General features: G+C 48.4%; 16 protein-coding genes. 14 read left to right on the forward strand and 2 right to left on the reverse strand.

What is annotated here, in order from left to right; genetic code table 11:
* Nucleotides 1–176: 176 nt before the first annotated feature.
* On the reverse strand, nt 177–1,100 hold the full coding sequence (locus CS562_RS16650) for a zinc ribbon domain-containing protein (protein ID WP_099857326.1): 924 nt from the start codon (nt 1,098–1,100) through the stop codon (nt 177–179).
* Nucleotides 1,101–1,403: 303 nt separating this feature from the next.
* Here CS562_RS16650 and efeO point away from each other — a divergent pair, with 303 nt between their 5' ends.
* The 3 genes from efeO to CS562_RS16665 are packed head-to-tail and all read left to right on the forward strand — an operon-like array spanning nt 1,404 to nt 5,492.
* Nucleotides 1,404–2,300 carry an iron uptake system protein EfeO gene (gene efeO, locus CS562_RS16655; RefSeq protein WP_099857328.1) on the forward strand — a complete coding sequence of 299 codons (897 nt, stop codon included), beginning with the start codon at nt 1,404–1,406 and terminating at the stop codon, nt 2,298–2,300.
* A gap of 4 nt (nt 2,301–2,304) precedes the next feature.
* Complete coding sequence (efeB, locus tag CS562_RS16660) at nt 2,305–3,579, forward strand: iron uptake transporter deferrochelatase/peroxidase subunit (protein WP_099857330.1); 1,275 nt, start codon at nt 2,305–2,307, stop codon at nt 3,577–3,579.
* A gap of 14 nt (nt 3,580–3,593) precedes the next feature.
* Nucleotides 3,594–5,492 (forward strand): FTR1 family iron permease, encoded by a 1,899-nt coding sequence (locus CS562_RS16665; protein ID WP_257219517.1) that lies wholly within the window; start codon nt 3,594–3,596, stop codon nt 5,490–5,492.
* 165 nt (nt 5,493–5,657) lie between these two features.
* Here CS562_RS16665 and CS562_RS16670 read toward each other — a convergent pair whose 3' ends face one another.
* Nucleotides 5,658–6,719 (reverse strand): LacI family DNA-binding transcriptional regulator, encoded by a 1,062-nt coding sequence (locus CS562_RS16670; protein ID WP_099857334.1) that lies wholly within the window; start codon nt 6,717–6,719, stop codon nt 5,658–5,660.
* A 506-nt stretch (nt 6,720–7,225) separates the two neighbouring features.
* Here CS562_RS16670 and CS562_RS16675 point away from each other — a divergent pair.
* The 11 genes from CS562_RS16675 to CS562_RS16730 all read left to right on the forward strand — a co-directional run bounded on the left by CS562_RS16675 (nt 7,226) and on the right by CS562_RS16730 (nt 22,104).
* On the forward strand, nt 7,226–8,119 hold the full coding sequence (locus tag CS562_RS16675) for an ABC transporter permease (RefSeq protein ID WP_246318009.1): 894 nt from the start codon (nt 7,226–7,228) through the stop codon (nt 8,117–8,119).
* Between the two features lie 16 nt (nt 8,120–8,135).
* Nucleotides 8,136–9,017, forward strand: a complete 882-nt coding sequence (locus tag CS562_RS16680; RefSeq protein ID WP_024632860.1) for a carbohydrate ABC transporter permease — start codon at nt 8,136–8,138, stop codon at nt 9,015–9,017.
* A gap of 56 nt (nt 9,018–9,073) precedes the next feature.
* Nucleotides 9,074–10,681 carry an ABC transporter substrate-binding protein gene (locus CS562_RS16685; protein ID WP_076287466.1) on the forward strand — a complete coding sequence of 536 codons (1,608 nt, stop codon included), beginning with the start codon at nt 9,074–9,076 and terminating at the stop codon, nt 10,679–10,681.
* A 98-nt stretch (nt 10,682–10,779) separates the two neighbouring features.
* Nucleotides 10,780–12,261, forward strand: coding sequence for a glycoside hydrolase family 32 protein (locus tag CS562_RS16690; protein ID WP_099857338.1), 1,482 nt, complete (start codon nt 10,780–10,782; stop codon nt 12,259–12,261).
* A 19-nt stretch (nt 12,262–12,280) separates the two neighbouring features.
* Nucleotides 12,281–13,171 carry an ROK family protein gene (locus CS562_RS16695; RefSeq protein WP_099857340.1) on the forward strand — a complete coding sequence of 297 codons (891 nt, stop codon included), beginning with the start codon at nt 12,281–12,283 and terminating at the stop codon, nt 13,169–13,171.
* Between the two features lie 116 nt (nt 13,172–13,287).
* Nucleotides 13,288–17,118, forward strand: coding sequence for a GH32 C-terminal domain-containing protein (locus CS562_RS16700; RefSeq protein WP_180287162.1), 3,831 nt, complete (start codon nt 13,288–13,290; stop codon nt 17,116–17,118).
* Between the two features lie 204 nt (nt 17,119–17,322).
* On the forward strand, nt 17,323–17,667 hold the full coding sequence (locus CS562_RS16705) for a Na-translocating system protein MpsC family protein (protein ID WP_024632855.1): 345 nt from the start codon (nt 17,323–17,325) through the stop codon (nt 17,665–17,667).
* A gap of 506 nt (nt 17,668–18,173) precedes the next feature.
* Nucleotides 18,174–19,244 (forward strand): ABC transporter substrate-binding protein, encoded by a 1,071-nt coding sequence (locus CS562_RS16715; protein WP_076287717.1) that lies wholly within the window; start codon nt 18,174–18,176, stop codon nt 19,242–19,244.
* A gap of 107 nt (nt 19,245–19,351) precedes the next feature.
* A complete protein-coding gene (locus CS562_RS16720; RefSeq protein WP_099857343.1) occupies nt 19,352–20,290 on the forward strand; it encodes a nucleoside hydrolase in 939 nt (312 codons plus the stop codon).
* Nucleotides 20,291–20,489: 199 nt separating this feature from the next.
* Nucleotides 20,490–21,308, forward strand: coding sequence for an ABC transporter permease (locus CS562_RS16725; protein ID WP_063567190.1), 819 nt, complete (start codon nt 20,490–20,492; stop codon nt 21,306–21,308).
* A 4-nt stretch (nt 21,309–21,312) separates the two neighbouring features.
* Nucleotides 21,313–22,104 (forward strand): ABC transporter permease, encoded by a 792-nt coding sequence (locus CS562_RS16730; protein ID WP_024632851.1) that lies wholly within the window; start codon nt 21,313–21,315, stop codon nt 22,102–22,104.

Genomic DNA, 22,104 nt, shown 5'->3' on the forward strand with positions numbered 1-22,104 from the left:
GATATAAGCATGGAGCGCTTCTTACCTCATATCCTTACGTAAAAAAGGACATACCTTTTACACTACACATTATAGTGTATGGAACGTAACGAGTGCAATCTGCTGACGTTGAAAACAAAAGAAGACCCTCCTCGCATGAGCAGGGAGAGCCTTCGTAAGAGCTTTTAAATTAGATGCTACATACGACCGTATGGAGAAAACATCAGGCCAATCAATCCAATGATTGTAGTGCCCAGAAAGCGAGATAGAATAAAAAACAATACAACATTGGCAATCAACACGCTGTACATGCTATCGATGGCTGCCTTCGTACGATTCAGCGGATACTGGAACAGCACCGTGTTAAGAGATACAAAGATAATCAAATACGAGACAACGAGGAAGAAGATAGCGATGGAATACGAGATAACAATAAACAGATTCGCCAGAACGAGCGACGCTACAGCAGGCACAAGTAATGTACCAAACTGGGCAACCAGCGTTTTGGGGCGGAACGTTATTTTTTCAATCTTCAATATAGCATACATCAATGCGATAGCTACGACCAAAGAAATGGCGGTGAACAACAGCGGTCTGATAAACCCGCCAATGAACAATCCGTCCATATCCATCCGGCCGAAAGTAATCAAAAAGTATGTAGAGGATAGAACCGCAATCAGAGCCATCGTGATCCAGCCGTTAAGAGAATGCTGTTCACCAACAGTTTTCATAGTTTGATAAGGACGGGTGAGCACACTAAGGAAATAGGATAGATACTGTTTGCTTACTTCTTTGGCTTGCTGAACTTTCTCATTTTGTACGATGTTATTCCACTGATTGGTGTTGTTGTCTCCTGAAGCTGAAGCGCCCTCTGTGCCGGAAGAGTCTGAAGATTCGGAAACATGTTGTACAGGTCTGGGAGCAGAAGGTGTGTTGGAAGAAATGGGAGCGTGAGAAGGTGTCGCCTGTGTGCTCGACCAACGGGTATATTCAGGTTCGGCAGCAGCGGATTGTTGATCCTGAGCGGAATCTGCAGTAGGGGAGGAAGGGGTTAGATTAGAGCCGCACCTCTCGCAAAAACTAGCATTTCCATTTTCATGATTACATACTGGGCATTTCATGGCATAAGCCTCCAATTTCATAAATTAAGATAATATAGACATTTTGTCTCATTTTAACGGTTGATGACGAAGTTTGTCTATGTTTTCAAGGGAATTAATACCCGGTATTTTCCACCTGAGTATGTGGTTAAACCGGTCCCCTTATTTTCATATTGACATAAGTATGCGCCGGAATTATGATGTCTTTACCGAAATTGATAATCATTATCATTAAATGAACGTTAATCTAAGGGTTTGTACTCATCGACATATTTATCGTAGGTGTACAACCATATCAGTTTAATCAATGGGGAGTGTATCGTGTTGAAAAAAATATTGGCACTGCCGGCTGTTGTGCTGGCAACTTCGGTTTTACTCGCCGCTTGCGGCAATAATGAAGCTGGTTCGGACAAGCAGGCGGAAACGCCCGTTGCTCAAAGCGAAAATCAAACTTCCACAGATACCACGGATGCAGCAGATCAGGAAGCGGCCGGGAGTGATTATACAACCGCAGTGGATGGCTATCGCGCGTTTGCAATCGAGCAGATCGATGAATTCGTGAAGCAAACGGAGAAGTTCACCGATGCCGTGAAAGCTGGTGATCTGGAGACTGCCAAATCATTATATGCACCAGCTCGTATGTATTATGAACGCATTGAACCAGTAGCCGAAGCACTTGGGGATCTGGACCCGAATATCGATGCTCGTGACGGGGATGTGGAGGCTGCCGACTGGCGTGGATTCCACCGGATTGAGAAAGCACTTTGGGAAGACAAGACGACCGAAGGCATGACTGACTTTGCGGATACATTGTTAAGTGATGCGAAGCTCCTGCGTGCCAAAGTCGAGACGATGGACATCGATGCGAGTCTAATGGTAACGGGTGCGGTAGAACTGCTGAATGAGGTCTCCTCCAGCAAGGTAACGGGTGAAGAAGAACGTTATTCCCATACGGATCTGTATGATTTTGCAGCGAATGTAGAGGGAGCACGCGAGATATATAACCTGTTTAAGGATGATCTGGCTGCCAAAGACAAAGATCTGAATCAGCAAATTGCGGACCGATTCGATGCGCTCGAGAAAGAACTTGCTCCATTCAAGGATGGAGACGGGTACGTTTCCTATGAGAAGCTGAAGGATGAGGACGTGAAGAAGCTGAGTCAGAACCTGGATGCATTGGCTGAGCCACTGTCGAACATGGGACAGGTACTGGGAGTGTAGAACGATGACCGAGCAGAAAAAGGATTCGCTGAAAAAGCCGTTGTCACGGCGTGAAATGCTGAAGCTGACCGGCGTGGCCGGATTGGGTCTGCTCTTGGGCGGAGGCGGTGCCAGCGGTCTGATGGCGCTGGGCCGCAAAAGCAGTTCGGCGGCATTGGATGTGAACACGCCGGACAAAGCACTGCCCTTCTATGGCAAGCACCAGGCAGGCATTATTACCCCGGCTCAAGATTTCATCTGCTTTGCCGCCTTTGATGTGACGGCGGGAAGTGCGGATGACCTCCGCCGTCTGTTCAAGAACTGGACGGCGGCCGCCGCTGCCATGGCCGCCGGAGCGATGATTGGCGAACATAATACAACGCTGAATACGCCCCCTACCGATACGGGCGAAGCGGCAGGCCTGACACCGTCACGAACTACGTTGACGTTTGGTGTGGGGCCATCTTTGTTTGACGGGCGCTTCGGGCTGCAGGGCCGGAAGCCCAAGGGCCTGCGCGATCTGCCGGCATTCGCCGGAGATGCGCTGGACCCGCAGTGGTGTGGTGGCGACCTGTGCGTGCAAGTCTGCGCAGACGATATGCAGGTCGCCTTCCATGCTATCCGCAATCTCGCGCGTATCGCACGTGGGCATGCGGTATTGCGCTGGACGCAGGAAGGTTTCCAGCGCACAGGCCGAGCTGACCCTGCGGGTGGAACACCGCGCAACTTGCTCGGCTTCAAGGATGGCACCGGCAATCCGGATACAACGGATACCGTGCTGATGGACCAGACCGTCTGGGCGCAGCCGGCTGACGGTCCGGGGTGGTTGGCCGGCGGCAGTTATATGGCCGTCCGCCGGGTTCGCATGCGTGTGGAGGTGTGGGACCGCTCCACACTGAAGGACCAGGAGGCGACATTTGGACGCCATCGGGACAGTGGAGCGCCGCTCGGCAGCCACGGCGAGTTCGATCCGGTAGATCTGAAGGCCAAGTCTGCCGATGGGCAGCCTGTCATTCCTGCAACGTCACATCTGCGTCTCGCCAAGGGAGATGGCAGTCAGCAAATTTTACGCCGCTCCTACTCGTATTCGAGTGGGCTCGATGCCAAGACCGGACAGCTGGATGCAGGTTTGCTGTTCATTAGCTATCAACGGGACCTGGAGAAACAGTTTATTCCGATTCAGAAACGACTGGCAAAGAACGATAAGCTGAATGAATATACCGTGCACACAGGCAGTGCTGTATTTGCCTGTTTTCCTGGGATTACGAATGGCGGATATATTGGGGACACCTTAATTTAATGGGGAGGATGACAATGATGGGCAGGATCGCAGATCGGAAGGCGCAGAAGCGGCTGCTGTACAAAGGAAGGTTGATGCGTTCCTTGCTGATGCTGCTGGTGTTCCTGATGGTGGGGTCCGGGGTGATTCGTTTACCGGGCATGTCACACGCTTCTGCTGAGGGGCTCCAAAACAAAGAGCAGTCTGTGCAAAAACAACTGGATAGTCTGTTGCCGCCTGTGGGCAGCGCCTTGGTTGAAGTCGGACAGGGCAAGCTGGCAGAAGCGACGGAGGATGTCGCTGAATTCCGGCAACTGTGGGATACTGACAGCACGTTGGTGCCGGAGCAGAACGCAGATCAGGTTGCGACGGCCGCCAGCGTTGTAAGTGATGCCCTGTCCAAAACGGAACAGGCACTGTCTGGCAAGGATTCTGATGCTGCCAAGAAAGCACTGGCTGATCTTGCCCGTGCGACCAATCAGTACATTGAGGCGTTTCAGGGTGCGGAAGAGAGCAGCGACGCAGGCCGTAAAGCGGCCGAAAGGCTGCTGCCGGACGCACGTAAAAGTTTGAGTTCAATGGAACAGGGCGATTGGACCCAGGCAGAGCTTGCCTATAAACGGATTGTTACGGCCTGGAAAGGCACCGAAGCTCCGATCCGCCAGGATCATTTTGGTGTATACAGCCAGTTGGAGAAAGACATCAGCCTAATTCGTATTTCAATGCAGGCCGAACCCCGCAAGGAAGAACAGGCAACAGAGCGTATGCAGGAACTGGTCACGTTGCTCACAGACTATAGTGCAGGGACACTCAAGGAAGGGGAAGTTGAGGATACGTCAGCATCCTCTGGTGTTTCTTCTTTGTCCGACCTGCTGAAATTACTGGAGCAAGTAGAGCAGCAGATTCAAGCGGGGGATACGACTTCTGCCGCATCGGGATTGGAGCAGTTTATTGTGTCCTGGCCTTTGGTTGAAGGTCAGGTACAGATATCATCTCCAGCTTCATATACGGCCATTGAGAATGAAATGGCGGAAGCATCCGGATATGTCGTCTCCAATCCGCCAAATACGGTGAAGGCAACCGAGGTTGTAACCCGAATGATCCATCGGCTGGAGCCGTTAACGGCTACTACCTCATACACGGCATGGGATGCAGCATTGATTCTGCTTCGCGAAGGATTGGAGGCCATTCTGGTACTGGCTGCATTGCTCGCTTATGCCAAGAAGAGTGGCGAGACTGCGGCCCGGCGCTGGATCTGGGCTGGTGCCGGTAGTGGTCTGCTGCTTAGTGCGGCGCTGGCCGTTGTACTGTCGCTGACCCTTGCTGTGGCATCATCGGGTAGCACACGGGAGATGATTGAGGGGTATACGGGGCTTGCAGCCGTTGTACTAATGTTGACGGTTGGGCATTGGATGCATAGCAAATCAAATACCCGCTCCTGGAATAGTTATGTACAGCGACAGGTAGGTGGTGCACTGGCAAGGGGGAGTCTGTGGTCACTCTTTGCCGTGGCGGGACTCGCCATATTGCGAGAAGGTGCGGAGACTGCGATCTTTTATATTGGTATGGCGCCTGCAATTGAGACCTCGCAGATGTTGATCGGCATGGGGGCAGCATTGCTCATCCTGATTGTATTGGCTGTGGCCATTATTCAGTTCAGTGTACGTCTGCCTGTACGATGGTTTTTCCTGACCGCTACGCTGCTGATTTATTATCTGGTATTTCGTTTCCTTGGAGAGAGCATACACTCCCTTCAAGTTTCGGCAACCCTTGGGGCCCATGTCGAACCGAGTCTGCCGACGATGGGCTGGCTTGGCATGTATCCGACATGGGAGACCTTTATTCCACAACTCGTTGTGCTGGTCTTTATGATCTTCAATTTGATTCGTACAGAGGTACGTTCAGCTAAAGGATCATCCAAGGCATCCGTGTAGCACGGAGCTACGAATCCCGATAAGAGGCTGCGTCCTGTTCGCATCATATTGTGACTGCTATAATCGAAGGGATCTATAAGTCCCTATAAAAAAAAGCCGTATCCTTCACGTTCTATTCTGCGTGAAAGATATGGCTTTTTATTTTTAAGAGATCTATGAGATAGGTTAAACGGTCTGTGGATTGGACTTCATCATTGTGGGTGTGGACTCCCGTATGATCGGTTTGGTCACGATATGCGAGACCTGATAAGGCTGGGATGGATTGTCAATCCGGGACAACAGCATCTCCGCAGCTTTGATACCCATTTCGTTGCTGTAAATATGCACAGTTGTTAATGGAGGCTCAATAATCCGTGATTCAGGCGCATTATCGAATCCGCATATGACAATATCCTGCGGAACAGTAACATTCCTCGCTCTCAATGCTCTGATCAGTTCGACTGCGATAAAGTCGTTGGCACATACATACGCATCAGGCAGCGACTTCAGCTCAGCTACTCGCTCGTTCAACCAGCCTGGCTTCGAGAAGAACAGGCGGTCATCATCAACAATGCATTGGGATGGATCGACCTGCAACCCCGCTTCCAGCATGGCCCGCTGGTATCCTACCCAACGTTCATTGAAGCTCTTGCAATGATTGTAATCCCCGGCAAATCCAATTTGGTTGTAGCCACTCTCAATTAATTTTCTGGTTAACTGATACGTGCTGTGCTCGTTCTCCATTAGCAGCAAATCGGCATGAAATTCCGGATAACAGATGTCGGAAGCGCTATCGATGAAGATCGTGGGAATTCCAAGATCGGTAATAAGCTGAGTATATTTGAGATCGAACAATTCAATGCAAATGATACCGTCCACGTTGGAAATATCAAAATTGTTGGGGAGTGTAAGTGAATCCTGATCAACCTCACGCACGATATGAATGGAGAGATTGTAGCCCTCTGCGCTGATTCTTTTCTCCAGACCACTGATTAACATCGAACCAAAGTGAGATGTATTGGGCAGATTTTCCGTTAACAGGGCGATATTGCTTGGAGCCTTGGTTAGAACATGCTCATTTTCCATATAGGCAAACTGTTTATATTTAAGTTCAATTGCTTTTTTAATTACACGATTACGTGTCTCATCCGGGATATTTCCGCTATCATTCAAGGCTTTGGAAGCTGTATTCCGGGAGATGCCCAAAGCATCCGCGATGTCCTGTATCGTGACTTTTTCTTTTGCCATCTAGTGCTTCACCTCTAATGATCATATGGTCGTCGATAGTATTATCTTAGTCAAATGTATAATAGATCGGAACAAATAGCAATCGCAATTTTACATATGCACAATTTAGTTTACATTTTTAATTCAGATAATGCGCTATTATTTGTATTCAGTAGTTTCGTTGCAAATGATAATTAGTTCGAAGTATCCTGCTGATGATAAGAGGGGTGACAGGTTGAAGAGGAATAAATAAACGTTGTATATACAATTTACTGTACATTTCGAACTCGAAAAACATACAAAATGAGATCAAATGCACAATTATTTTTTACATAATGTATTGACTAATGCCTAGATTACCTGCTAAATTGTAAATTATTAAATGAGCAATTGTAAATATTGAAAGCCCTTACTACAAACAATTGTCAACTTCAGGAATGAACGGAGGTCATGTGTTGGATAACACGGTGGATACCAAAAAGGGTACAGGAAGGGCGTTGAAAGAGAGGACATCAACCGGTCACAGGATGCAGCAGTTCAAAAAGAATTATTTTTTGTACTTGTTACTCGCACCAGCTCTGATCCTGACCCTTATCTTCAAATACATCCCGATGTACGGAGCCATTATTGCATTTAAGGATTTTAGTCCGATCAAAGGTATCATGGGCAGTGAGTGGGTAGGCTTGAAGCATTTTGAGAAGTTTTTAGCTTCGCCCAATTTTGATGTCATTTTTATGAATACGCTTAAACTCAGCTTTTTCGGATTGATCTTTAGCTTTCCGGTCCCGATCTTGCTTGCTCTCATGCTCAATCAGGTACGTAAAGCCGGAGTGAAGAAAAACATCCAATTGTTTCTGTATGCCCCCAACTTCATCTCGGTGGTCGTCGTTGTAGGTATGCTGTTCATCTTTCTATCCCCGACAGGGCCGATCAATCAGATAGCCACAGCGATTACTGGTCAGCCAATCATGTTCATGTCCGAGCCGGAATATTTCCGCTGGATATACATTTTGTCGGATATCTGGACCGGGGCGGGATGGGCTTCCATTATCTATGTCGCTGCTTTGGCCAATGTTGATCCGGAACTTCACAATGCAGCCAATCTGGACGGAGCGAATCTCATTCAACGTATTCGCCACATCGACCTTCCGACGATTCGACCGATTATGGCCATCGTATTTATTCTTGCCGCTGGCGGGATCATGTCGATTGGATTTGAGAAGGCCTACCTGATGCAGACGTCCATGAACCTGCCTTCCTCCGAAATCATTGCCACGTATGTCTACAAGGTGGGCTTGCAGTCCGGAGATTACGCTTATTCTGCGGCAGTGGGATTGTTCAACTCGGTCATCAATGTCATTTTGCTGGTGACTGTGAATCTGATCGTGAAGAAATTGAATGAAGGCGAAGGCCTCTATTAGGAAAGGAGTGTTATCCATGGTTGTCAAACATACGGGACTGGATCGTCTGATCCTCGCACTGAACGCGATTTTTCTTACCTGTGCCGTACTGGTTGTGGTTGTCCCCCTGATTTATATCGTGGTTGCCTCATTCATGGACCCAACGGTGCTGCTGAACCGTGGACTGTCCTTCAATGTATCCGACTGGAGTCTGGATGGGTATCAGATGATTTTGTCCAATCCAGCCATGATTCGAGGGTTTGCTAATGCGGTGCTGTACTCGGTTTCTTTTGCACTCGTGACGGTGACCGTTTCGATATTTGCAGGGTATGCCTTGTCTGATGAAAGGCTGGCTGGGCGAGGATTTTTCATGATTATATTTATCATCACGATGTTCTTCGGTGGCGGTTTGATCCCGACCTATCTGCTTGTTCGTAATCTCGGCATGCTGGACACGGTATGGGCCATTATCATCCCAGGCGCAGTCAACGTCTGGAACATCATTCTCTCCAGAACCTTCTTCAAAGGGGTACCGCGAGAACTGAAAGAAGCCGCCAATGTGGATGGTGCCTCCGAGATGAAGATTTTCTTCCAGATCGTTATTCCGTTGTCGAAACCTATCATTTTTGTCCTCGCGTTGTACGCGTTTGTGGGGCAGTGGAATTCCTATTTTGACGCCATGATCTATCTGGATAATCCAAACCTCCATCCTTTACAGCTCGTACTGCGCTCCATTCTGATTCAGAATCAGGCTGCGCCGGGCATGATCAGTGATCAGCTTGCGATGGCGGAACTGAAACGGCTCTCGGAAATGATCAAATATTCAGCCATTGTCATTTCGAGTCTACCACTCATCATCATGTATCCATTCTTTCAGAAATATTTCGAAAAAGGTGTCATGGTAGGTTCACTTAAATAGTGAACAGCCTGAAATAAAGCACGTTCGACCCAACACAATCCACGGAGGTCATTATTATGAAAAAAGTGAACAAGTCCAGAAAAGCCGCTACAACGGCATCCATCTCCATGTTGTCAGCCATGCTCCTGCTCTCGGCGTGTGGTGGGGGAGGAGGCGGTGCGGCAAGTGAAGCCCAGTCACCTGATGGCAAAGTGACATTGAATTTTATAACACAGAGTTCTCCGCTGGCCCCTGCTGATCCGAACGAGAAGCTGATTAACAAACGACTCGAAGAGAAAACCAATGTGCATATCAACTGGAAGAACTATACGAGTGACGTATTTGCAGAGAAAAGAAACCTGGCGGTAGCCAGCGGTGATTTGCCTGATGCCATCTTTGACGCAGGTTATGGGGATTATGATCTCCTGAAACTGGCGAAGGATGGGGCCATCATTCCACTGGAGGACATGATTGAGCAATACATGCCGAACCTGCAAAAGGTGCTGGAGGAAGCTCCTGAATACAAGAGCATGATTACGGCTCCAGACGGACATATTTATTCCTTTCCCTGGATTGAGGAGCTCGGAAGTGGCAAGCAGCGCATACAGGCGGTGGATGACTTACCTTGGATCAACGTGGAGTGGCTGAACAAGCTCGGACTGAAGATGCCAACGACAACCGAAGAACTGAAACAAGTGCTGATTGCGTTCAAAACTCAGGACCCGAACGGCAATGGCAAGGCTGACGAAATTCCGTTGTCCTTCATTAACAAGCCGGGCGGAGAAGATCTGACATTTCTATTTGCAGCATTTGGACTCGGGGAGAACTGGGACCACACGGTGGTGACCAACGATGGAAAAGTGGTCTTCACTGCAGCTGATGAAGGTTACAAAGAAGCGGTCAAATACATTCACGAACTGGTCCAGGAAGGTCTTGTGGATGTGGAAGCATATCAGCAGGATTGGAATACGTATCTGGCCAAGGGCAAAGACAACAAGTATGGCATGTACTTCACTTGGGATAAGGCCAACATTACAGGTATGAATGATACCTATGATGTTCTGCCTCCTGTCGCCGGACCGAATGGAGAAATTAATGTCGCACGTACAAACGGTATCGGTCTAGACCGGGGACGCATGGTTGTTACGAGCAGCAATAAAAATCTGGAATCCACAGCGAAGTGGGTGGACCAATTGTACGATCCGCTCCAGTCCGTGCAGAACAACTGGGGAACTTACGGTGATGAGACACAACAGAATATTTTTGAATTGGATGAAGCTAAAGGCATGCTGAAGCATCTTCCGCTGGAAGGCGCAGCACCTGTTGAGCTCAGACAGAAAACGAGTATTGCAGGACCGCTGGCTATTCTTGACAGTTACTATGACAAATACACAACCAAACCGGAAGATGCTGCGTGGCGTATGGAACTGCTCGATAAATATATGGTTCCACACATGAAAGCAGAAAACGTCTATCCAAGCGTGTTCTTCTCAATCGATGAACTCGACCGCCTTTCCACCATTGAGACTGATCTGTTCGCCTACGTGCTGCGTATGCGCACGGAATGGTATCAGAATGGAAAGATCGATCAGGAGTGGGATGCTTATCTGAAAGAGTTGGATCGTCTTGGCTTGCAAGAGTGGCTGCAGATTAAACAAGCGGGATATGACCGCAACACCCAATAAAACAAACGGAATGAGGAGCTTTGCCGTACATAGCATTAAGGTGCGTGAGTGAAGCAAAGTTTCCTCTTCAACGGTTTGAATCAAAGGAGTAAACCAATATGTCTACCATTTCAACAACCGATTACCGGGGCGTCTATCACTTCTCACCCAAGGAGAAGTGGATGAATGACCCCAATGGCATGGTATTTTTCAAAGGTGAGTATCACTTGTTCTATCAGCATCATCCGTTTGGCACAACATGGGGGCCGATGCATTGGGGACACGCGGTAACGAAGGATCTGGTGACCTGGGAAGAGCTTCCTGTGGCTTTGGCGCCGGATGAACATGGCATGATATTCTCCGGCAGTGCCGTGGTGGACTGGAACAATACGTCCGGATTCTTTGACGATGAGCCAGGACTGGTGGCTATTTTTACCCATCATCAGGAGGTGCCAAACGATCATCCGATTCAGCGGCAGAGTCTCGCATATAGCAAGGATAGTGGTAGAACATGGGTGAAATACGAGGGCAATCCGGTACTGGAGCATGAGTCGTTCGTGGATTTCCGTGATCCCAAAGTGTTCTGGCATGAGCAGACCAAGGAATGGATTATGATTATCGCTTGTGGTCAGACGGTATGTCTGTACCATTCTCCCGATCTGAAGGAGTGGACATTGGGCAGTGAATTCGGCGCCGGGATCGGTTCGCATGATGGCGTCTGGGAGTGCCCTGATCTGTTCCCGCTATCCGTGGATGGGGATGCGAGCCAGGAGAAATGGGTGATGCTTGTCAGCATTGGTGCAGATCCGGCCTTCAAGGAAGGCTCCAGAACGCAATACTTCACCGGAGATTTTAATGGGATTACATTTGTTCCTGATGAAGCTTCCCATACCGTTCGCTGGTTTGATCATGGTCGGGATAACTACGCAGGGGTTAGTTGGTCCGACATTCCGGCAGAAGACGGCAGACGCCTGTTTATGGGCTGGATGAGCAACTGGATGTATGCCAATCAGACACCAACCGAAGGTTACCGCGGCGCCATGACCATTGCGAGAGAGCTGACATTGGAGAAAAGGGACGGGGAAGTCCTGCTGGTTCAGCGTCCTGCACGCGAGCTCGAGCACGCCCGCACACCAGTACTATCCTTACAGAATGCTTCCATCAGACAAGTGAGTGAGCAGTTGAACACCTTGCGCCTTGTAAACTATGAGATTGATGCGGAATGGGCTTCTGATCAATCTGTTCAATTTGCATTACGAAGTGGTTCAGACAATGAAACGCTCATCGGTGTGGACGCTAGCCAGAATGAGGTATATGTTGATCGCAGTCGATCGGGTATTAGCGATTTCCATGAACATTTCCTGGGCCGCCATGCAGCGGGATTAAAAGCAGTGGACGGCAACCAACATCTGCGTATTTATGTGGATTACTCATCCGTAGAGGTATTTGCCAATGACGGTCAAGCGGTTATTACGGATCTGATCTATCCGGATGCGGGTTCCGAGGGAATCTCTGTTCAGTCCGAAAATAAGGATGTAGTATTTTCTTCGCTTCATATCTACGAGCTATCCCCCATCCGAGTTGAAGGTCAGTCGGAATAATCGCGAGGGGGACAGTAAGATGCGTATAGGAGCAATAGAAGCCGGTGGAACGAAGTTTGTATGTGGTGTAGGTAACGAGCGAGGGGAAATTGAAGATTGGTGCAGCTTTCCAACGGAACATCCCGAGACCACACTGGCGAAGGTCATCGACTATTTCAGGGACAAAGGAGTGGCGGCGATCGGGATCGGCTCCTTTGGTCCGATTGATCTGCAACGGGGTAGCCCCACCTATGGTTACATTACAACAACGCCCAAGCCAGGGTGGGAAAACTGTAATGTTATTGGATCATTGAAGCGCGAATTCCCGGTTCCCTTCGGATGGGATACGGATGTGAATGCAGCGGCCCTTGGAGAAGTCACGTGGGGAGCAGCGAAGGGACTGGACAATTGTGTGTATTATACGATCGGCACAGGTGTTGGGATTGGACTTGTGGCGGGAGGCAAACGTGTGCATGGATTGCTGCACCCAGAGGGTGGACACATCCGGACGAGACGCCACCCGGAAGATCATTTTGCCGGATTATGTCCGTATCATGGCGATTGCCTGGAGGGAATGGCTGCGGGCCCAGCCATTCAAGCCCGCTGGCAGAGCCCTGGAAGCGAACTCCCGACAGACCACTTGGCCTGGGAGATCGAATCTTTTTACATTGCGGAGTCCATCACAACGGCCATTCTGCTTCACTCCCCTCAAAAGGTCATCTTGGGCGGAGGGGTGATGCAGCAAAGTCATCTGTTTCCCATGATCCGGGATCAGGTTGTACGGAATCTGAATGGTTATGTGAATGCAGCCGCAATAACGCAACATATCGACCAATATATTGTCCATCCGGGATTGGGCCAGCACGCAGGACTATGCGGCGCCCTCGCATTAGGTTTAGAAGCATTGCAGCATGAAACATATGCTTTATAGCGTTTGATATGTATGGACGTCCCAGAAGGGGCGGATGCAGGTTCACTTATCCAAGAGACTGCGCCGTCCTTTGTGGGATTTTTGTTCATCTACTAATATGAAAAGAGGGAATGCTCATGAAAATCATCTTCCGTTCCATTGGTTATGTTCTATTATCATGTGTCCTTGGATCTTCTTCTGCTGGAGCCTATTCCACAGCATCTGTTAAGGAGACAAATGCCTCGCAAAGGATAGAGCAGACCTCCAAGGAATCAGCAAAACAGGGGGAGACGGTTCAAATGTTAACCAAAGTGTCTAAGGCAATAACGAATTTGTCAGACTGGACATTGCAAGGTAGAGGTAATCTGGAAGATACGGATGAAGGACTTCGTCTGACTTCGGACGCCGGGGAGAATGTGATGGCCATATCGGCCACACGAGCCGATAATTTTATCTATGAAGCTGATTTGATGATTCAGGATATGAGAGCGGATACGAGTCTTATTTTTCGATCCAATGATACAGGCTGGTCTTCATATATGCTGCAAGTGGTTCCCCAGGCTGGTGTGATACGTCTAAGAGATGCCAGTGGAAAGCCGGGAACGTTAAATGTAGAACATAAAGCAAACCTTCAATCTGGAGGTATCTATCATCTGAAAGTGAAAGCGGACGGAGAGAGTCTTCAGGTATATTGGGATAATCGGTATGACCCGGTGATTGATGTGAAAGACAGTACCTACTCATCAGGGAATCTTGGGCTTCATGTGTGGGATGGGTCGGCTTTGTTCCAGAATGTGCAGGTTAGTACCATGAATGGTAATATCGGCAAAACGATTAGCAGCGTAGGTGAATGGCAGCCGGATTTGAAAGGCTATAAAGGGAAAGCAAACGCGCAGGGGAAAGGAAGAGTCATCTACGAGAAAGCAGAATCTGATTTTGTATATAAAGGAAATATATCGCTTGCCAGTGCGAGTACCTCAGCAGCGCTGCTATTTAGGGCAAATGCAGACGGAACGAAGGGATATGAAGCAGCCCTGATTCGGGAAGGGGAAGAAGTTCGGGTACAACTTCGAAAAGCGGACGGTACCGTGCTCGCCAGCTCGAATCGCAAGTTTCCAAGCCAACCGGGAGCGAGGCATCACATCGAAGTTATAGCCTCTGGCAGCTTGATTCAGGTCTATGTAGATGGGTACACGCCTGCGGCTGTTGAGGTGACAGATAAAAGCTACGCTAATGGAAATGCTGGACTTGTCGTTCAGCAAGGCATCGCTTATTTTCAGGATATCTATGTAACGGAAGAGTCGGTGTACTATAAAGAAAACTATCGTCCCCAGTACCATTATTCTCCGATTCGAGGATCGGCAAGTGATCCAAACGGGCTAGTCTATTACGAAGGAGAATATCATCTGTTTCATCAGGATGGAGGCACCTGGGCTCATGCAGTCAGTTCTGATCTAATAAATTGGAAGCGTTTACCTATCGCGTTGCCCTGGAATGATCAGGGCCATGTATGGTCGGGATCAGCAATTGCTGATCTGAATAATGCCTCCGGTCTGTTCACGGATTCGGGCGGAAAAGGTCTGATTGCGTACTACACTTCCTATCATCCAGATAAACCTGGTGGCAATCAGCGTATCGGCCTCGCCTATAGTACTGATCAAGGCCGGAATTGGCAATACGCCAAAGATCGTCCGATTGTCATTGAGAATCCGGGCAAGAATGGTGATGATCCGGGAAGCTGGGATTTCCGTGATCCGAAGGTCGTCCGGGATGAAGATCACAACCGTTGGGTGATGGTGGTGTCCGGCGGGGATCACATCCGATTCTTTACTTCAACCAATCTGCTCGATTGGACCTTAACCGATAACTTCGGATATGGCGATTATGTTCGAGGTGGTGTGTGGGAGTGTCCCGATCTGATTCAACTGCCTGTAGATGGAACGGGTCAACGTAAGTGGGTGCTAATGATCAGTACAGGGGCCAATCCGAAGACCCAAGGGTCAGATGCGGAATATTTTGTAGGCCAGCTAACAGCTGATGGGAAATTCCTGAACGATCATCGGGCTGGTCAAGTGTTGAGAACGGACTTCGGTAAGGAGTTCTACGCATCGATGTCCTTTGCGAATATGCCGGATCAGCGGAAAGTCATGCTTGCATGGATGACGAACTGGGATTATCCGTTTGAATTCCCAACTTCCTCATGGAAGGGACAACTGACCATACCGAGAGAAGTCTCTCTTCGAACCACGGATGAAGGAATACGTTTGGTGCAAACACCAATCACTGAACTCCAGACACTGCGGCATAACCTGTATAGTGCACAGCAAATGGTGGTGGGACCAAAAACAAAAAATCCGCTTGATGGCCTAACGGCAGGGGCGTATGAGATTGAAGCTGAAGTGGAAATCCCAGCTAACAGCTCTGTAACCGAGTTTGGTTTTCAACTGCGTCAAAGAGAAGGGCAGAAGACCACTGTAGGATACAGAGTAAATACGCAGAGCATGTTCGTGGATCGCACCGCTTCGGGGGACGTAAGCTTCTCCGACTTATTCACCAAGGTACACGAGGCCCCGTTACAACCTGAAAATCGAAAGGTGAAGTTACGTATATTCGTCGATGAATCCTCTATAGAGGTCTTTGGCAATGATGGCAAGGTGGTCTTCTCGGATGTCATTTTTCCAGATCCGGCGGGAAGGGCAATGGCTTTTTATAGCCTTGGTGGGGAAGTGAAGGTGAGCTCCATGAAGGTGTACGCCTTAGATAACATCTGGAGAAAGAGCACTTCCTCCAAGTCTCAGGTTATTGCAGATATACAAAGAAGAACGGCGAATGTTGGGCAGACACAAACGCTATACGCCACGGTGGAAGGCAGACCCGGAAAAGGCGTCGCTCCAGCGTTGAAATGGAAGGTAAGCAATCCTAAAGTGGTGCAAATCATTCATTCTGATAAAACGAAAGCGACGGTTCGAGCTGTGGGTGGAGGCGAAGCACTATTAACGGTATCAACGGCAGACGGCAAAGCTTCTGCCCACATACCGATAACGGTATCCAGTGGCATATTCCATACCAACTTGTCCGGCTGGAAGTCGGATAAATCATCTGCCCAATGGCTTATTTCCAAACAAGGCATACAGGGCAACTATAGTGGAGATACACAATATATCGCACAGGAAACGGCAGGGGATTTTCAATATGATGCTGATCTGACGCTGGGAGCACAGGGTGGAGCAGGGTCTATTGTATTCCGTGCAAGTGAGGATGGACGAAGCGGCTACTATTTGAATATGGATCCAAACCTGAAGTCCATCCGACTATTTTATAAAGTGAATGGAAAAATCGAAAATCGACAGGTACTTGCTCAAATCCCGAGATTCGTTCGTAAAGATCATACGTATCACATCCGGATTCAGGCGGACGGTCCTCGAATTCAGGTTGATGTAGATGGTGAGCGAATTCTGGATCTTCAGGATGGAACGTTTGTCGAAGGACATCTTGGACTTCATGTGTTCGGTGGGAATGCGTCTTTCCAGAATGTGAATGCAATCCATAGGAAGAACGCAGAATTGGAGCAGGTGATGATTCATAACGCAGGACGTCCCGTTGCGTTGCAGGCTGTTCCATCTGAAGTAGGAGAAGTGATAAGAGTTGCCGACGAGGCAGAGAGTGCGAGTAAAGGCTTCAAATGGGTACTTGTACCGACAGGCGATGATTCCGGCTCTTATTCCATTCGAACCTTGAGTGGAATGTCTCTTGATTGGGATGTAGGACAGAATCGCATTCAGCTCTATTCGTATCTTGGTTATGCGAATCAACGCTGGAACATTTCAAAGAATGAGGACGGGACGATGCGCATTACAAGTTCTCATAACGGGAAAGCACTTGGCATATCCGAGGATGGGGCTGAGCTGGTAATGGATGAGTATCGTCAAGAGAATGAGTATCAAAAGTGGGTTATTAAGCAACAATAATAGAGAAAAGGGGTGCAGTTATCTCCAAGCACGCTCACGGTGAACATTTACGAATTGTTTTCGCTAGTTTTATGCCTATCGTTCGCTTTTATGTGTTATTTACATGTTAACTATATCTTTTGGGTTGCCTAAAATCGTAGATATATGTATAATCAATCGTGTTAACACGTCGAACGTACGGTAGTAAATGATGTGGGTGAGTTCATGGAACTGCTGGACAGCAATGAGAGCAAGAAGAAGATGTGCCAGTATTATAACGAAATTTCGAAGGAACTGTTCGGCTTTGGCACCACTCTCCTGAGAGTGACCATTGATCAGAACATTGTGACCTTCTACGCGAAGCACCGACGTTCACCGCGCTCTGACGCCCTGGAAGGGGAGGCCCCCGGCTTGAAGCTGGAAGTGGACTTCCGCATGTCTGTCTTATATAAGAAGAAATTCAGGGAGAAGTTGGAGCAGCACATGGGTTTGCCAATCGAAGCTGTATTACGGGATTACGATGCGTCCACGCAGTGGGCCATTACGAATGTGATATTGGAACAAGCATAGGATGGATCGACAGGTTCGATGCATGCGTTGCACACAATTCTTATTCATCATTCGGATTCCGAACAATTTCATATGATGGCGTCTGACTTCGGATTGATTCTGAAGCAGAAACCGATGATGTACCGGCAGCGGGTGTCGCTTTCCTTTGTTTACGAAGAAAAGTGTTCTTGTTTATACAAGAATGCTTTTCTTTTTGTTTTTTTAAGTTGAACTATATGAGCCCAACTAACAAATATTCACACTGGCACTCCGATGACAGAACAACCTTCCGATCGCTGTTATTCCCAGATTTCTTTGATTGCAATTAGAAAAGGTGAAATCCGGGAATAAAGGCGAAGCGTATGCTTTCGATGCAGCTTTCTTTCAGAAAGCTTTTAGCTCCGCTACTTCAGGTTTTTTCTGTCCTCTACGTTATTGTGTGAAATTTTTAGTTGCGAATATCAAGCTAGTTCAACTTAATGGTTTGGGTTGTTAAAACACACATATTAGGGGGAATCAGGATCATGATGAAAAAGTGGATTAGCGGTTTGGCGGCAGTGGCAATGACATCAGTATTACTTGCAGGATGCGGCAGCAGTACAGACAACGCAACAGGCGGATCAGGCAGCGGAGGCACGGCGCCAAACAAACTGGTCATCTCCACTTGGGGGTTCTCGGAAGATTTCTTCAATGAAGAAGTATTTGGTCCATTTGAAAAAGAACATAATGTAGACATCGTGCTTGAAGTGGGTAACAACGCTGAGCGTTTGAACAAAATCCGCCAAGGTACATCCAATGTTGATGTGATCTATTTGTCCGATTACTATGCACAACAAGGTATCGATGAAGGTCTGTTTGAGAAAATTGACCGTTCCAAAATTCCAAATGTAAATGACATTTATGATATTGCCAAAGCACCACTTGGTGAAGATTATGGCCCGGCCTACACGGTTGGACAGCTCGGTATCGCTTATAACCCGGACCTCGTTAACAAAGAAGTCACTTCATGGGCTGATCTGTGGGATCCAGCGTTTGCGGGTAACCTGACCATTCCGAACATTACGGCAACAGCAGGCCCAATGGTATTGGATGCAGCTTCACGTGTAGCCGGAAACGAAACATTTAATGAAGATGCAGCTTTTGCGGAACTGAAAAAATTAAGCAGCAACGTTGTTAAATTTTACACGCAAACCTCCGAATTCGTGAACATGTTCTCCCAGGAAGAGATTGCTGGCGGACCGATTATGGAAATGTACTTCAAAGATTTGAAAGCGGCAGTGCCAAATGCGAAGTTTGTTACACCTAGCGAAGGTGCGTATGCCGTCATGAATACGATCAATGTTGTGAAAGGCAGCAAGAACAAAGAACTCGCCGAAGAATTCATCAACTGGCAGTTGAGCCAGGATGTACAAACCAAATCCGCCAAAGCTAAAGTGGATTCCCCGGTAAATACAAAAGTTGAATTGAATGCCGAAGAAGCTGAAGGTGTAACGTATGGTGCGGACGTCGTTGGCAAGCTGAACAAGCTGGATATGGAATTTGTGAATCAACAGGCTAAAGCATGGACAGATCGTTGGAACCGCGAGATTGCACAATAAGCATAATTAGCGTTAGAACGATAAGGTTTAGAGACAGTTATAGATTGAGCTCGACAAACAAAAATTTGCAGCAAGCAATATTTTAACGGCAGAGGAGTTGGGCATGTATGAGTGAAACAGGAAATCGCATCATTCTGGATGTGGATACCGGTATTGATGACGCGCTGGCGATCTTGCTGGCCGTCAAGAGTCGGAAGCTGGACATTCTCGGGATTACCACCGTCTGCGGGAACGTATCACTTCAGCAGGCAACGGATAATACATGCAAAATTCTCGAGCTGGTGGGAGCACCCTCCATTCCGGTCATTGCCGGAGCGGCTGGGCCACTCACACGCAAATCTCACTATGAGCACCGGGTACATGGACAGGACGGATTGGGTGGTGCGCTGCCCGATCCGGCCGTGTCCAAGCAGGCGGATGAAGGTTTTGCCCCCGACTTTATCGTTGAACAAGCGAAGTTGTACCCAGGCGAACTAACACTGATCATGACCGCGCCGTTAACGAATCTGGCTCTGGCGTTAATGAAGTGTCCTGAACTACCTACATTATTGAAGGAAGTCATCTTCATGGGTGGTGTCGTTCGTGGGCATGGCAACATTACCCCTACTGCGGAGTACAACACGTACGCTGATCCCGAAGCCGCACGCATTGTATTGCATGCTGGTTTCGAGAAGCTAACGCAGGTGGGCTTGGATGTTACCCGCCAAACGCTACTGAATGAAGAAGCCATCGGACGATTGACTGATCCGGTATTGCGCGATTACGTGGCACAGAGCACAGAGATTTACATCAAGCGGTATGAAGAAATGAACGGCATACGCGCCTGTGCCCTGCATGATCCACTGGCCGTTGGCGTCGCTCTTGCCCCGGAACTGGTTGGACGCAAATCGTATTACGTCGATGTAGAGACAGCCAGCCGCCTGTGTGATGGTCAGATGGTATGTGACTTCCAAAATCGTTTGGGCGAACAACCCAACACATTGGTATGCGAAACGGTAGATGCCGAGGCATTCCTTGAGTTATTTATTAACGCATTAAATTCTTAATTGCTCGACCCAATAAGATATTTATACGATTGCGGAGAGTGCAGAACCGATCTGGAGAAGCGAAGCGTTCCCCTTTATCCCCCGATTTTCTCCATTGATAAGGAATCAGAAAAATCGGGGGATAACAGGGATCGAAGGACGGTACTGCAATCGGAGTATCCGAGTATAAATCTCTAATTCTTATGTCAGGAGTACCGCGATGAAGAAATCAGTATACTGGCTATTGCTGCCGGGATTTGTGTTTTTGGCGGCATTTATGATCATTCCGATTGTCCTGACGATCGGATCGACGTTTTTTCAGGAAAACTCCTTCACGTTTGAAGGATACATGCATTTTTTCAGAGACCCTTACTTTTTGAAAATATTGCTTACGACGCTGCAGGTCAGCGTGGTCACCACCATCGTCTGCGTGGTGCTCGGATTCCCGACAGCTTATTATATTTCACAGAAAGCGCCGCGCCGCAAAGGCATTCTGCTCGCGCTGGCAATCTTCCCGCTATTAACGAGCCCGGTTGTGCGCTCGTTTAGCTGGATGATTATTCTCGGACGCAAAGGGCTGATTAACAACGCCCTCGTTGGGCTTGGTATCGTGGACAAGCCGCTCGATATTCTGTATACGCCGGCAGCCATGATGATTGGTTTGACTCATCTGTTCCTGCCACTTATGATCATTTCCCTGGTCGGTGTGCTTGAGAACATCGATGGTGATCTGCTTAAGGCAGCACAGAGCCTGGGTGCATCCCGCTTCACGGCATTCCGCCGGGTGGTGTTCCCGCTGGCTGTGCCAGGGCTTGTTATCGGAGCCGTACTTGTTTTTGTCGGTAGCCTGACGGCTTATACGACGCCTGCACTATTGGGAGGCAAACAGCGCGTAATTGCGACGTTCCTCTATCAGAACGCCATGACCCTGAACGACTGGTATCTGGCCTCGGTCGTTGCTGCGATTATGATTGTCATTACGTTTGTCGTGGTCGGTGTCATGAACAAAATGGCCAAAACTTTAAATCCGAAGGGGTAGACATATGCGGGAGAAACATATCGGGCTGGGCCTGTTCAGTCTGCTGGTCTTTATCTTTCTGCTGGGCCCGCTTCTGATCATCTCGGTGACTTCGTTTGAACCGGGGACGGTACTCAAATTTCCGCCGGAGGGCTTCTCCCTCCGCTGGTACGAGAATATTTTCAACACAGGCGGTTTCCTCCGCACGTTCCAGACGTCCATCATCATTTCCCTACTGGGAAACTTGTTGGCGCTGTTGCTCGGGGTTCCGGCTGCGTACGCACTTAGTCGTTATGATTTCAAAGGCAAGTCGGTGCTGAATGCATTGTTCCTGTCTCCGGTACTCATTCCGGGAATCGTGCTTGGTTTTACATTGATGAAATACCTGATCGTGATCTATCATTTGCCGATGTATCTGGGTCTGCTAATCGGTCACACGATTATTATGCTTCCATTTATCATTCGCGTTATCGCATCGAGTCTGTCGAGCTTTGACTTTGCGGTAGAAGAAGCAGCCCTGAGTCTCGGCGCAGGACGGGTTAGAACGTTCTTCCAGATCGTGCTGCCTAACATTCGCTCAGGGATTCTCGCAGCGGTGCTGATTGCCTTTCTGGAGTCGTTCAACAACGTGGACATTTCCGTGTTTATGACCGGACCAGGGGTAAGCACATTGCCAATTCAGATGCTGACCTATGTAGAAAATTATTTTGACCCAACCATTGCAGCCATTTCCGTGCTTTTGATGGTATTAACTGGACTTTTAATGTTCGTGATCGAACGGATCATGGGCGGATTCTCATACTTTACTAAACGTTAA

This window comes from Paenibacillus sp. LK1, from assembly GCF_002750415.1.
Taxonomy (GTDB): Bacteria; Bacillota; Bacilli; order Paenibacillales; family Paenibacillaceae; genus Paenibacillus; species Paenibacillus taichungensis.

Coding starts and splice junctions, on each gene's coding strand:
- CS562_RS16675 (WP_246318009.1), top strand. CDS start 7,226: ATGCAGCAGTTCAAAAAGAATTATTTTTTGTACTTGTTACTCGCACCA.
- CS562_RS16695 (WP_099857340.1), top strand. CDS start 12,281: ATGCGTATAGGAGCAATAGAAGCCGGTGGAACGAAGTTTGTATGTGGT.
- CS562_RS16670 (WP_099857334.1), bottom strand. CDS start 6,719: ATGGCAAAAGAAAAAGTCACGATACAGGACATCGCGGATGCTTTGGGC.
- CS562_RS16700 (WP_180287162.1), top strand. CDS start 13,288: ATGAAAATCATCTTCCGTTCCATTGGTTATGTTCTATTATCATGTGTC.
- CS562_RS16705 (WP_024632855.1), top strand. CDS start 17,323: ATGGAACTGCTGGACAGCAATGAGAGCAAGAAGAAGATGTGCCAGTAT.
- CS562_RS16725 (WP_063567190.1), top strand. CDS start 20,490: ATGAAGAAATCAGTATACTGGCTATTGCTGCCGGGATTTGTGTTTTTG.
- CS562_RS16720 (WP_099857343.1), top strand. CDS start 19,352: ATGAGTGAAACAGGAAATCGCATCATTCTGGATGTGGATACCGGTATT.
- CS562_RS16730 (WP_024632851.1), top strand. CDS start 21,313: ATGCGGGAGAAACATATCGGGCTGGGCCTGTTCAGTCTGCTGGTCTTT.
- CS562_RS16690 (WP_099857338.1), top strand. CDS start 10,780: ATGTCTACCATTTCAACAACCGATTACCGGGGCGTCTATCACTTCTCA.
- CS562_RS16665 (WP_257219517.1), top strand. CDS start 3,594: ATGATGGGCAGGATCGCAGATCGGAAGGCGCAGAAGCGGCTGCTGTAC.
- CS562_RS16680 (WP_024632860.1), top strand. CDS start 8,136: ATGGTTGTCAAACATACGGGACTGGATCGTCTGATCCTCGCACTGAAC.
- CS562_RS16685 (WP_076287466.1), top strand. CDS start 9,074: ATGAAAAAAGTGAACAAGTCCAGAAAAGCCGCTACAACGGCATCCATC.
- efeB (WP_099857330.1), top strand. CDS start 2,305: ATGACCGAGCAGAAAAAGGATTCGCTGAAAAAGCCGTTGTCACGGCGT.
- CS562_RS16715 (WP_076287717.1), top strand. CDS start 18,174: ATGAAAAAGTGGATTAGCGGTTTGGCGGCAGTGGCAATGACATCAGTA.
- CS562_RS16650 (WP_099857326.1), bottom strand. CDS start 1,100: ATGAAATGCCCAGTATGTAATCATGAAAATGGAAATGCTAGTTTTTGC.